The sequence below is a fragment of the Pseudomonas kitaguniensis genome, from assembly GCF_009296165.1.
Taxonomy (GTDB): Bacteria; Pseudomonadota; Gammaproteobacteria; order Pseudomonadales; family Pseudomonadaceae; genus Aquipseudomonas; species Aquipseudomonas kitaguniensis.
The window spans coordinates 1-10,503 of record NZ_VUAZ01000083.1; the positions used below are offsets into that span (position 1 = coordinate 1).

The following is a 10,503-nucleotide window of genomic DNA, read 5'->3' on the forward strand; positions in this document are numbered from 1 at the left end:
GAACCCCTACCAGCCCTCCTTCAACATCCGCAACTCCAGATGCTGCAACAACATAATGGTTTTACCATCAACAATCTCACCGCTCGCCACCATCGCCAGTGCCTGCTCAAAACCCAACTCCAGCACCTCTATATCCTCGCCCTCCTCAACCAAGCCACCTCCAGAGCCAACCCGATCAGACGCTTGATACTCACCGATAAAAAAGTGAATACGCTCAGTCACCGAGCCCGGGCTCATGAACGCCGCATAGATCTTTTCCACATGCCCAACGCGGTAGCCGGTCTCTTCTTCGGCTTCCAGGCGAATACGCTCTTCAGGGCTGGCGTTATCCAGCAGCCCGGCGGCGGCTTCGATCAAGTAACCAGGGTAGTCGTTGACAAACGTGGGCATACGAAACTGTCGAATCAGCAGCACCGTGCGCTGCTCACGGTTGTACAACAGGATCGTCGCACCATTACCCCGGTCATACACCTCACGGGTTTGGGCTTGCCAACTGCCATCGCGACGGCGCAGGTCGAAGCTGTATTTTTTTAAAACATACCAACTGTCCGAGAGGGTTTCTTCGGCGGTGATGCGAACGCGGCTGTTGTCCATGGTGAGTCCTTACACGTGGGAGGTGGAGCATGTCCTCGCGTCGAAGCCAGCGTCAAGCTGGTAACACTTTGCAAGCAATCCGCATGAACGGCCGTCGAATTAATTCCTGCGCCCTTAAGCCATCTGTTAAAACCCGTGCTTGATCTTGGTACTGGAACCTTCATGCCCTCTCGTTTTATCTCCCGCCTCGGCCTGCGCTGGTTTCCCCTGCTGTGCATGGCGATCCTGATTATCGGCATGCCGGTCGGCTGCTCCGTGCTGCAACACAAAGAGCGCGAGCTGGTGTTTCGCATCGAGCCGGGCACTGCCGGCTGGTACACCGGCTTGCCCACGGGTGTGCAGGAATTCGACTTGAAACCCGCCAGTTTCAAAGCCGGGCAAAACCTGCACGGCTGGTGGTACCCGGCAGAGAAGGAGGACGCGCCCGCGATCCTCTACCTGCACGGTGTGCGCTGGAACCTCACGGGGCAGTTGTTTCGGATTGAGCAATTGCACGCGCTGGGCTATTCGGTGCTGGCCATCGACTATCGCGGCTTCGGCCAAAGCCATGGCGAGTTGCCTTCGGAAACCACGGTGTATGAAGACGCCCGCATTGCCTGGGAACGCTTCCAGGTGTTGCAACCCGACCCGGACAAACGCCTGATCTACGGGCATTCGCTGGGTGGCGCGGTCGCCATCGACCTGGCGGCGCAGTTGAGCCAACAAACGCCGGTGCCGGTGCGTGGGCTGGTAATCGAGTCCACCTTTACTTCGCTGGGGGATGCGGCCGCTGCCGTGGCGAATACCTCACTGCCGGTGCGCTGGTTGCTGTCGCAAAAATTCGACTCGATCGACAAGATCGCCGACGTGCACATGCCACTGCTGGTCGTGCATGGCCTTGACGACCAGTACGTGCCGCCGCGTTTCAGCCAGCAATTGTTTGACGCGGCTCAGCAACCCAAGCGCTTGCTGCTGGTGCCAGGCGCTACGCACAACAACAGCATGCGCATGGCCGGCCCTGGTTATGCTCAGGCGCTGGACAGCCTGATGCGCGAGAAGACGCCAGCACAGGTGATGACACACTCCACACACCGCGACGGCGACTCATAAAATTGCTTTTCGGCACTGGGTTCGCGCTTGGCTGTCAAGCGCAAACCCTGCCCATACTGGCCCTCGCCGAAAGTTGATCAAATATTAACCGTAGGTTAAATCGCCATACCCGCTGGGGTCCGGCAAAGTTATCCACAGAGATACCCACGGTTTTCGTGGACAACTCTTTTTAATTTTTTACGATTTTTTTGTTCAGTAAACGCCTTCGGGAAAGGTGCCCGGCAGCAAAATCTCGCGATTCACGTTGCGTATATCGTTATAGCCACACAGCGCCATCGACACGTCCAACTCGCGGGCGATAATGTCAAGGGCCTTGGTCACCCCCGCTTCGCCCATTGCCCCCAAACCGTACAAGTGCGGGCGGCCGATCATCGTGCCTGTTGCGCCCAGCGCCACCGCTTTGAGTACGTCCTGGCCGGAGCGAATGCCGCCGTCGAGCCACACTTCAATCTGATTGCCCACCGCCTGCACAATCGCCGGCAATTGGCTGATGCTCGACGGTGCGCCGTCCAGCTGGCGGCCACCGTGGTTGCTGACCACCAGCGCATCAGCGCCGGAATTGGCCGCCAGACGCGCATCTTCCACGTCGAGGATGCCCTTGATAATCAGCTTGCCGCCCCAGCATTTCTTGATCCATTCCACATCATCCCAGCTCAGGCGCGGGTCGAACTGCTGGGCGGTCCACGATGACAGCGAACGCATGTCAGCCACGCCCTTTACATGCCCGACGATGTTGCCGAAACCATGGCGCTTGGTGCCGAGCATGCCCATCACCCAACGCGGCTTGGTCATCATGTTGAGGATATTCGGCAGGGTCAGTTTGGGCGGCGCCGACAAGCCGTTGATCAAGTCTTTGTGGCGTTGCCCGAGGACCTGCAAGTCAAGGGTCAGCACCAGCGCGTCGACCCCGGCGGCTTTGGCGCGCTCGATCAACTGCTCGATAAACGCGCGGTCACGCATCACATACAGCTGAAACCAGAACGGCTGGCCGACGTGCTCCGCAATGTCCTCCAGCGAACAGATGCTCATGGTCGACAAGGTGTAGCGCAGGCCGAACGCGGCGGCGGCGCGCGCGGTGAGTATTTCGCCATCGGCATGCTGCATGCCTGCAAGCCCGGTGGGCGCCAGCGCTACCGGCATGGCCATGTCCTGGCCAATCATGCTTGTGCGAATTGAACGCTGATCGATATTGCGCGCCACGCGCTGGCGAAACTTGATGCGCGCAAAGTCGCTTTCATTCGCGCGGTAAGTGCTTTCAGTCCAGGAGCCGGAATCGGCGTAATCGTAAAACATCCTTGGAACACGCTGTTGCGCCAGTTTGCGCAAGTCTTCGATGGTTGTGATCAACGGCATCTGGGTCACCTTTCCCTGAACTGACCTTAGAGAGTAACCGCGCATCGACGGCGCAACCAGCCATTGCGTTTATATGAACGGGCGACTAACCTCGCAAAAACCTGCAAAAAGACGCACAAACATGCACAGCACTCATCACGCCATCGACCTGCCCTCGTTACGCAAACAAAAAATCCTGTTGCTGCTGGAACGCGATGGCAAAGTCACCGCGCCAGAACTGGTGGAGCACTTTGCCGTGTCCCAAGACACCATTCGCCGCGACTTGGCTGAACTCGCCGCCGCCGGCCTGTTGCAACGCGTGCACGGCGGCGCCCTGCCCCGGCCCAAAGACACCGGCAAAGACTTTTTCACCCGCGTCGGCGAAACCAATGAGGTGAAGCGTCACTTGGCAAAGCTGGCGGCGGCGCAGGTAGAAGATGGCCAAATCGTGCTGTTCGACTCCGGCTCGACCACGCTGCAAATTGCCCAGTCATTGCCGCGTTCGATCCGCCTGACGGTGGTGACGCCATCGCCGATGATCGCCATCGCGCTGGCGGACCATTCTGAGGTGAAGGTGATTCTCGCCGGTGGCCAACTCAACCCCGCCACCTTGTCCACCAGTGGGCACGAAGCCGTGCGCCTGATCCAGAGCATCAAGGCCGACCTGTTGTTTATGGGCGTGTGTGCGCTGCATCCGCACGTCGGCATCAGCTCGTTGCACTTCGATGAAGTGGCGGTCAAGCAAGCCTTGCTCGACAGCGCCTCGCAAGTCGTGGCGGTGACCACGGCGGACAAACTCGGCGCGGTGGAACCCTTTGTGGTGGCGCCGTGCAGCCGCATTCACACGCTGATCACCGAGTGGCATGTGCCGGGTGCCGAGGCGTATGAGCAGCTAGGTTTGCAGGTGCTGCGGGTCGAGGCCGAGTAAGTACAAGGCATCCGCCACGGCATGGCCGCTGGCGGTGTTGTCAAAAATGCACCAGGTGGGAATACTTGCGTCAACCGACTGGCTTAACAACCGCGCATAGGCTTGCACGCGTTCCGCGCCATAAGCACTGTGATAGATACGCGGCGTACCGTGCAGGCGCCAATAACGCACGCCCTGCCAGCCTGCCGGCGCATCGCCGCCGTCGATGGCTGGCGGATCGGCGGCCACACGACCTATCTGTAAGTGCTGCAACACGCCATCGGCTTCAAGCCAACTGGCGTGACGTGGTTCAAGCACCACGGCACCGGAAAAACGTTGGCGTAATGCGCTAAAAAACTGCAGGGCGACAGCGGCTTCGTAGCGCAGCGACGGCGGTAGCTGAACCAACAGGCAGCCAAGCTTTTCGCCCAATGGCAGGCACTGTTGAAGAAACTCCTCCAGCGCCGCTTCGCACCCCTGCAAGCGCAGCTCATGCGTGATGCGCTTGGGCAGCTTGACCGAAAAAGCAAACGCCGGTGGCACGCACAGCCCCCAGCGTTGGTAGGTTTTGGCCAGGTGCGGCCGGTAAAACGAACTGTTGATTTCCACCGCATTGAAGCGCGAAGCGTAGCGCTGCAAATGTGTACCTTCAGGCGCAAATGCCGGCCAGTTCTCACGCGGCAAACTCCACCCCGCACAGCCCACATACAGCGCTGCGGTCAAAACAGCACCGAGGCCGCATCGCGCATAAAGATCTCGATGGTTTTAGGCCCGACGCCGTCGAACTCACCCAAGCGTTTTTCGAATGCCTGACGGTCGGCACTGGCGCTGCGAATGTGGGTGATCTTGCCGGCGTACTCGGCGTTGAGCTTGGCGCTGAGGTCGAGCAAGCGCTGCGCGGTGCTTTCGTCATAGCGCACGTAATGCGCGCGCCCAAGCATGCTGACCAGCTCGCGCGAGGTGCAGTGCTGCAACTTGCGCGCGGTATCGCGGCCTTGTTCTTCGACGATCACCTTGTACGCCTGCGCGGCGATCGGCGCCTGAATGCGCTTGCCCATCAAGAAGCTGGCGATAAACCACTTGAACAAGCTGCTGTCATCTTCGGGTTTGAGCTCAATGCCCAACTCAGACGATCGACTTGGCCATGCTCAGTGGCCCAACTTGCGCTCGGCTTCAGCGGCCTGCTGATTGATCGCGTCGGTCTGGCGTTCAAGGTCTTTGATCGAGGTGGGCGTTAGCACTTTGTCGACGCCTTTAGTGTTGGGATTGGCCTGTTCCAGGGTCTGGCCCTTGGCGGCTTTTTCGGTGCCCTTTTGAGCGTCTTCCGAGCTGATGGGGGCTGGGGTTTTGTCGGCGGTTTGGTGATCAGTCACGGTGTGTCTCCTGGCAGTTGAGGCCCACAAAAAACGGCGGGCACGTATGCAGCAGAGCCCGCCGTTTTTCGATAGTTCAAGGAAATTGCCGCGGGTTGCCGCTGCAGAAAGCCGCCGGAGAAATAAGCGCAAATTAATTTAAACCTTTGCTGCCCGGACTCGCTCCATTCTCCCATGTCGCTTATTTAATCAACCCAGCAGGAGAGACTCGATCATGAGTGCAGACCTTAACGGCAAGAAAATTTTAATCATCACGTCCAACACCGGGATTGAGCGCGACGAGTTGGTCAAACCGCTCGAAGCGCTGCGCGGCTATGGCGCGACCGTGACCCACGGCTCCAGTGACGGCGGCACCACGCAGACATTTGTCGGCGACACCGAGAAGGACCGCACCGTCGAATCCGACGCCAAGCTGGCCGACTTGTCCGGCGCAGACTTTGATGCGCTGGTCATTCCCGGCGGCACCGTGAATGCCGACACCCTGCGCCTGGACGCGGCCGCACTGAAGCTGATCAATGAGTTCGTCAAGGCCGGCAAAACCGTCGCGGCGATCTGCCACGGGCCATGGGCGTTGATCAATGCCGGCGTGATCAAGGGCAAAACCCTGACCTCCTATAAAAGCGTGCGCACCGACTTGGTAAACGCTGGCGCGGCGGACTGGGTAGATGCCGAGGTCAAGGCGTGCAAGGCAAATGGCTGGACGCTGATCACTTCGCGCACACCGGATGATATTCCGGCGTTCAACCAGGCGATTGCCGAGGCCGTCGCTGGCTGAGGCGACTCGGTTAAACCAAAACAGGCGCCCTCGGGCGCCTGTTTTTTTGTGTCTGTTTCAGCTTCTGCGTTGGTCGGGCATCTCGCGTTTTGGCCCGAACATGGCCCAGGCAATCAGCCCGAACAACGGTACAAAAATCAGAATAATCAGCCACAGGCCTTTAGTCTCCCAGCCACCGGTGCTGCGTAATACGACATTGATTGCCCACAGCTCCAAGAGCAGCAGAATCACCGCCAAACCGATCCAGACATATTCTATTTGCATGATTCACCTCCTGAGGTCCTATGCGTTAGGTCAATGATTACGGCTGAGGGTTCATTAAAATAATTTTCACGCACCCGCTCAGGCGGCGTAATGCACGCCTTGTACACACCGCCCGTGCAACCTGCACGACATGCCAGGTTCAGCCACCACGCTAACGGGTTGATTTTAATAGACTTGAACCACCTTCACGACTTGGTACACCTGATGCAAGGTCAGGCATAAGAGGCGCGCACTTCGACGCGCCGACTATTACCCGTGAGGCTCCACCATGAACGCAATTGACCTTCTCGAAGCCGACCATGTACGCGTAAAAGCGTTGTTGACTCAACTCAGTGAGTCCACCGAACGTGGCGTGAAAAAGCGCACTGAACTGCTGGCCAAACTCGAAGCAGAAATCAGCCTGCACACCAAGCTTGAGGAAGAGATCCTTTACCCTGCCTTTCGTAAAGCCGGCGGCAAAGAGCAAGACATCATGTACCACGAAGCCAAGGAAGAGCACCGCACCGTTGACGCTCTGGTGCTGCCCGACCTGAAGCAAACCGAGCCTTCAACCACCGAGTTTTCCGGCCGGGTAAAAGTGGTCAAAGAGCTGTTGGAACACCATATCGAAGAAGAGGAAAAAGAAATGTTTCCTCAGGCCAAGAAGCTCTTGGGCAAAGCGTTGCTCGAAGAGCTGGGCGCCGAAATGGAAGCGATGAAAGCAGCCCACAAAAAAGCACAATCCAGCAAGCCTATGGCGGCTTGATTGCAGCACAGCCCAAGCCTGAGGCTAACTCAGGCTTGGGTGCGGCCGGATGAAATATCCATGCACAGGGGAATGCGTCATGAAGACCAGAAGCTCCCAAAGGATTTTACTGATTGTAGGTTTTTCAGCTGTGTTGAGCGGCCCTGCCTTCGCCGCTTTCGGCGATAGTCCAAACCCTTCGGCGACTGCCGTAAGCGGTGCCAATGCGGCGGGCTCCGCATTGCCACCCGGCACCTACCCCAGCAGCCCGGCGGACAGTGACAAAAAGACCACCACGCCACCGAAGGATCAGAAGGCGCCGTCTGCAGGCACATCAACCCACAAGCCCAGCGATAAAAAGCCGAAGAAGGCGACGCCCGCGCCATAACGTGCGCGCGCATTTTACGGCACCGGTAACCAGCCGCTGAAGCCAGCCTGCTCGGTCAGTGGGCACCAGGCGAACTGACTGGCCGGGGCTGGCAATGCCTGCTGTTCGAGGCCGGCCAGCGCGGCGCCCTTCGACTGTTTCCAATCGAAAAGCCGGGTGTTTCCCCACGCGAGGACAATGCCTTGGGCCTGGCTGTCATCGGCATTTACCCAACTCGCCGCTGCAGCCGCCATGAACGCTTCGACAGGCTCAGCGTCGATCCGCGTGCGGTACGGCGAGGCCAGCAACCATCGGCAAACATTCAGGTGATACGTCCAATCCGGCGCAGGCTGGTTGCGATAGGCCCAGGTCATAAAGCTGCGGAACAGGTTCAAACCCTCGGGCGGGTCGAGCTTGAGCAGCGCCGGGCAGATGTCGAACACGCCGTGCCAATAGGGCAACAAACGTGCATCCAGGTGCACAAAGCAGCGCGAGTTACTCGGGTATTCAGGCCGCGCCGGTTCCGCGCGCAGGCGACGGGGCACCTTGACCAGGTGCTTGGCACCTGCAGGCAATAGAAGGGTCATGCAATGCACTCACAGTCGTGACGATAGAACGCCTCCTGATCACAGGAAGCCCAAGGCACACGTCAGAATGCGGGGGAAGCGCGAGGGTTGGCCGAGGGCCACGAATAACGCGGAGGCGCCTTGTTGCGCCGCTCGTGCGCCGGGCGCGGGGTTTGCCCGAGGCTCAGTAACCAGACCAAGCCGATGAGGAACACAATGGCCACGGTCACCGCGGAGCACACCGGGCAGGCAAAGTAGTTCGAGATGTTGCTGGAAGACGGGTTTCCTAACCCTTTGTCGGAAACTGGCGCTTGGCTACCGTCCACCGAACAGAACGCCCCACCGATCCCGTTGAGCTGCTGGCCCACCATTTGCCCATGGCCCAAACCGCAGGCGAACAGGTTCATCAGTACGCAGAGGTACAGGGCCCAGGCGATCAGCGAACGGTTGGGGTGGCTCAATTTCATGGCGGCGACTCTACACTGAAGCGTCAGGAGGGTGAAACCCCACCCCTGCCTGCGGCAGAACGTCGCAGATTACGCGGGCTGGCCAGGGTTGGTAGACTGTGCGCCCGCCTCGTTTCCACGTTTTAACGTCTGGTTTTCGACGCCTGATGTGTAGACCAGAGCAATGCAGGCGTTTAACAGGATGCACAGTTGATGAGTACCTTATTCACCCGCCGCAAAGTGCTGACCGGTATGGGCCTGCTGGGCCTTGGCAGCCTGCTGGGCGGCTGTGACTACAGCCCCAAGCTGAACTTCAAGTACGGCAAGGACCTCAGTGACAAGATCATGGGCCGCACCTTCAAGCTCAAAAACACCGACGGCGAACCCGTCACCCTGAGCTCGTTCCGTGGCCTCATGCCAGTGGTGTTCTTCGGGTTCACCCAGTGCCCAGCGGTGTGCCCCACCACGCTGGCGCGCGCCGCCCAAGCCAAGAAGCTGATGGGCCGCGATGGCGAGATCATGCAGGTGGTGTTCATCACCCTCGACCCCGAGCGCGATACCCCGGAGCTGCTCGACCGCTACGTCAAAGCCTTCGACCCAAGCTTTGAAGCGCTGTACGGCACCCCGGAAGAAGTCGCCGTGGCGGCCAAAGAGTTCGGGATCTTTTATGAAAAAATCCCCGCCGGTGACACCTACACCTTGTCCCACACCTCGACCAGTTTCGTTTTCGACACCCGTGGCAACCTGCGCCTCGGCCTGTCGGCATCCCTTACCGCTAAAGAGTGCGCAGAAGACCTGCTCACCGTCATGGAGGTCTGCTAATGACTGCCGTTCACTGCCTCAAGCGCTTCACCCTCGGCCTCACCCTGCTGGGCCTCGCCGCGCACGCCAGTGCCCAAGTGCTGGTGAGCGACGCGTGGGTACGCGCCACGGTGCAGGGCCAGCCCTCCAGCGGCGCGTTCATGACCCTGACCGCCGACAGCGACAGCAAACTGGTCAGCGTGACGACGCCGGTAGCCAAGGACGCGCAAATCCATGAAATGAGCATGAAAGACGACGTGATGCGCATGGGCCCGGTGAACTCGGTGGCCCTGCCCGCCGGCAAAGCGGTCAAGCTCGACCCGAACGGTTACCACGTGATGCTGATGGGCCTGACCGGCCAGATCAAGGAAGGCGAAAAAGTGCCGCTGAGCCTCACCGTGGAAAACGCCAGGGGCGAGAAGCAGTCGGTTGACGTCACCGCCACGGCCCGTGCGCTGGATGGCATGGACCACAGCAAGATGCACTGAGCGGCTCAATCCCCACTTATGCAGATTGACCCTGCTTTCATCCTTTACGAGACCGAGCACTGGCGGCTTAACCATCACCTGACGTCCAAGCTGCCGGGCTACCTGATGCTGGGCGCCAAGGCTGCGACGAACGCCCTCGCCGATATGCCGGCCGCCGCCCTGGCTGAGCTGGGTGGCTTGCTCGCCAACACCCAACAAGTGATTGAGGCGCAGCTTGCACCTAAATGGCTGTATGTCAGCCGCTACGGGCATATGCCGGGGTTCGCGCTGCACTTTCATTTCATCCCGGTGTATGGCTGGGTCGAGGAAGCGTTTTGGCGGGATGCGCGTTACCGAGTGCTGCAAGGCTTTGGCTCGCAGGCACCCGGGCAAACGCTGACCGATGGGGCTGAACTGACGTTGTTTGTGTGGCGCGAGTTTGGCGAGAGTGCCACCCCACCGGTTATCCATGGAGAGCCGGTTGAACAGGTTATCGAGCGATTGCGCAGCGCTTTCAGCACCGGGTAAAGATCAAACTGTGGGAGCGCTGCTCGCGTGATCGGTGTGTCTGATAAGTATTTTTCAACTGACACAGCGCTATCGCGAGCAAGCCCGCTCCCACAGTTGACCGAGTTGGGCTGGAAGATTGGGTGTCGAGTGGGTTTGATGACATCCTGTCGGGTTTGCACCTCGGCTGACGGCACCCTATGAGCCCTGGGAAGGCTGCGTTGGGCGCGCGAGTGTCGGGCTAAATCGCCGAGTCAGCGGATAGACGTTTTACCTCGGCACACACGCCAA

Annotated in this window: 16 protein-coding genes; 8 read left to right on the top strand and 8 right to left on the bottom strand. The window is 59.4% G+C overall.

Annotation, left to right across the window (positions count from 1 at the left end; all coding sequences use genetic code 11):
• Positions 1-6: 6 nt before the first annotated feature.
• Entirely contained in the window at positions 7-594 is a 588-nt protein-coding gene (locus F0169_RS14915; protein WP_058412632.1) for an NUDIX domain-containing protein, read from the bottom strand.
• A gap of 162 nt (positions 595-756) precedes the next feature.
• Between F0169_RS14915 and F0169_RS14920 the strand changes: the two genes are divergently transcribed.
• A complete protein-coding gene (locus F0169_RS14920) occupies positions 757-1,683 on the top strand; it encodes an alpha/beta hydrolase (RefSeq protein ID WP_152746940.1) in 927 nt (308 codons plus the stop codon).
• Positions 1,684-1,875: 192 nt separating this feature from the next.
• On the opposite strand, the gene F0169_RS14925 is transcribed toward F0169_RS14920, so the two are convergent.
• On the bottom strand, positions 1,876-3,036 hold the full coding sequence (locus tag F0169_RS14925) for an alpha-hydroxy acid oxidase (RefSeq protein ID WP_152746941.1): 1,161 nt from the start codon (positions 3,034-3,036) through the stop codon (positions 1,876-1,878).
• A 121-nt stretch (positions 3,037-3,157) separates the two neighbouring features.
• On the opposite strand from F0169_RS14925, the gene F0169_RS14930 reads away from it, so the two are divergent.
• Complete coding sequence (locus F0169_RS14930) at positions 3,158-3,943, top strand: DeoR/GlpR family DNA-binding transcription regulator (RefSeq protein ID WP_152746942.1); 786 nt, start codon at positions 3,158-3,160, stop codon at positions 3,941-3,943.
• Here the strand turns inward: F0169_RS14930 and F0169_RS14935 are convergent.
• From F0169_RS14935 to F0169_RS14945, 3 genes are read right to left on the bottom strand one after another with little or no spacing between them, the layout of a single operon-like run.
• Positions 3,908-4,645: a DUF72 domain-containing protein gene (locus F0169_RS14935; protein ID WP_152746943.1), complete on the bottom strand. Its 738-nt coding sequence runs from the start codon at positions 4,643-4,645 to the stop codon at positions 3,908-3,910. The two genes, F0169_RS14930 and F0169_RS14935, sit on opposite strands and share 36 nt — an antisense overlap.
• Entirely contained in the window at positions 4,642-5,046 is a 405-nt protein-coding gene (locus F0169_RS14940) for a DNA methylase (RefSeq protein WP_152746944.1), read from the bottom strand. The genes F0169_RS14935 and F0169_RS14940 overlap by 4 nt, the downstream gene beginning before the upstream one ends.
• A 24-nt stretch (positions 5,047-5,070) precedes the next feature.
• Positions 5,071-5,295, bottom strand: a complete 225-nt coding sequence (locus F0169_RS14945; RefSeq protein ID WP_172979450.1) for a hypothetical protein — start codon at positions 5,293-5,295, stop codon at positions 5,071-5,073.
• Between the two features lie 214 nt (positions 5,296-5,509).
• On the opposite strand from F0169_RS14945, the gene F0169_RS14950 reads away from it, so the two are divergent.
• Positions 5,510-6,070, top strand: a complete 561-nt coding sequence (locus F0169_RS14950; RefSeq protein WP_152746946.1) for a type 1 glutamine amidotransferase domain-containing protein — start codon at positions 5,510-5,512, stop codon at positions 6,068-6,070.
• A 57-nt stretch (positions 6,071-6,127) separates the two neighbouring features.
• On the opposite strand, the gene F0169_RS14955 is transcribed toward F0169_RS14950, so the two are convergent.
• Entirely contained in the window at positions 6,128-6,334 is a 207-nt protein-coding gene (locus F0169_RS14955; protein WP_058412639.1) for a PLDc N-terminal domain-containing protein, read from the bottom strand.
• Positions 6,335-6,602: 268 nt separating this feature from the next.
• Here F0169_RS14955 and F0169_RS14960 point away from each other — a divergent pair, with 268 nt between their 5' ends.
• A complete protein-coding gene (locus F0169_RS14960; protein ID WP_058412640.1) occupies positions 6,603-7,079 on the top strand; it encodes a hemerythrin domain-containing protein in 477 nt (158 codons plus the stop codon).
• A 79-nt stretch (positions 7,080-7,158) separates the two neighbouring features.
• The gene (locus tag F0169_RS14965; RefSeq protein ID WP_152746947.1) at positions 7,159-7,446 is read left to right on the top strand and encodes a hypothetical protein; all 288 of its coding nucleotides are present in this window, start codon (positions 7,159-7,161) and stop codon (positions 7,444-7,446) included.
• A gap of 14 nt (positions 7,447-7,460) precedes the next feature.
• Here F0169_RS14965 and F0169_RS14970 read toward each other — a convergent pair whose 3' ends face one another.
• Together F0169_RS14970 and F0169_RS14975 are read right to left on the bottom strand one after the other, a co-directional pair.
• Positions 7,461-8,012, bottom strand: a complete 552-nt coding sequence (locus F0169_RS14970; protein ID WP_152746948.1) for a putative natural product biosynthesis protein — start codon at positions 8,010-8,012, stop codon at positions 7,461-7,463.
• Positions 8,013-8,074: 62 nt separating this feature from the next.
• Entirely contained in the window at positions 8,075-8,458 is a 384-nt protein-coding gene (locus F0169_RS14975) for a DUF2946 domain-containing protein (protein ID WP_058412642.1), read from the bottom strand.
• A gap of 192 nt (positions 8,459-8,650) precedes the next feature.
• Here F0169_RS14975 and F0169_RS14980 point away from each other — a divergent pair, with 192 nt between their 5' ends.
• From F0169_RS14980 to F0169_RS14990, 3 genes are read left to right on the top strand one after another with little or no spacing between them, the layout of a single operon-like run.
• Positions 8,651-9,259: an SCO family protein gene (locus tag F0169_RS14980; protein ID WP_152746949.1), complete on the top strand. Its 609-nt coding sequence runs from the start codon at positions 8,651-8,653 to the stop codon at positions 9,257-9,259.
• Entirely contained in the window at positions 9,259-9,726 is a 468-nt protein-coding gene (locus F0169_RS14985; RefSeq protein WP_152746950.1) for a copper chaperone PCu(A)C, read from the top strand. Before F0169_RS14980 ends, F0169_RS14985 begins: the two co-directional genes overlap by 1 nt.
• 18 nt (positions 9,727-9,744) lie before the next feature.
• Positions 9,745-10,233, top strand: coding sequence for an HIT family protein (locus tag F0169_RS14990; protein WP_122251830.1), 489 nt, complete (start codon positions 9,745-9,747; stop codon positions 10,231-10,233).
• Positions 10,234-10,503: the final 270 nt, after the last annotated feature.

What these genes read in the sequence shown, in the direction of transcription:
- F0169_RS14930 (WP_152746942.1), top strand. Translation starts at nt 3,158, where the DNA reads ATGCACAGCACTCATCACGCCATCGACCTGCCCTCGTTACGCAAACAA.
- F0169_RS14965 (WP_152746947.1), top strand. Translation starts at nt 7,159, where the DNA reads ATGAAGACCAGAAGCTCCCAAAGGATTTTACTGATTGTAGGTTTTTCA.
- F0169_RS14950 (WP_152746946.1), top strand. Translation starts at nt 5,510, where the DNA reads ATGAGTGCAGACCTTAACGGCAAGAAAATTTTAATCATCACGTCCAAC.
- F0169_RS14975 (WP_058412642.1), bottom strand. Translation starts at nt 8,458, where the DNA reads ATGAAATTGAGCCACCCCAACCGTTCGCTGATCGCCTGGGCCCTGTAC.
- F0169_RS14985 (WP_152746950.1), top strand. Translation starts at nt 9,259, where the DNA reads ATGACTGCCGTTCACTGCCTCAAGCGCTTCACCCTCGGCCTCACCCTG.
- F0169_RS14970 (WP_152746948.1), bottom strand. Translation starts at nt 8,012, where the DNA reads ATGACCCTTCTATTGCCTGCAGGTGCCAAGCACCTGGTCAAGGTGCCC.
- F0169_RS14955 (WP_058412639.1), bottom strand. Translation starts at nt 6,334, where the DNA reads ATGCAAATAGAATATGTCTGGATCGGTTTGGCGGTGATTCTGCTGCTC.
- F0169_RS14980 (WP_152746949.1), top strand. Translation starts at nt 8,651, where the DNA reads ATGAGTACCTTATTCACCCGCCGCAAAGTGCTGACCGGTATGGGCCTG.
- F0169_RS14990 (WP_122251830.1), top strand. Translation starts at nt 9,745, where the DNA reads ATGCAGATTGACCCTGCTTTCATCCTTTACGAGACCGAGCACTGGCGG.
- F0169_RS14920 (WP_152746940.1), top strand. Translation starts at nt 757, where the DNA reads ATGCCCTCTCGTTTTATCTCCCGCCTCGGCCTGCGCTGGTTTCCCCTG.
- F0169_RS14915 (WP_058412632.1), bottom strand. Translation starts at nt 594, where the DNA reads ATGGACAACAGCCGCGTTCGCATCACCGCCGAAGAAACCCTCTCGGAC.
- F0169_RS14960 (WP_058412640.1), top strand. Translation starts at nt 6,603, where the DNA reads ATGAACGCAATTGACCTTCTCGAAGCCGACCATGTACGCGTAAAAGCG.
- F0169_RS14925 (WP_152746941.1), bottom strand. Translation starts at nt 3,036, where the DNA reads ATGCCGTTGATCACAACCATCGAAGACTTGCGCAAACTGGCGCAACAG.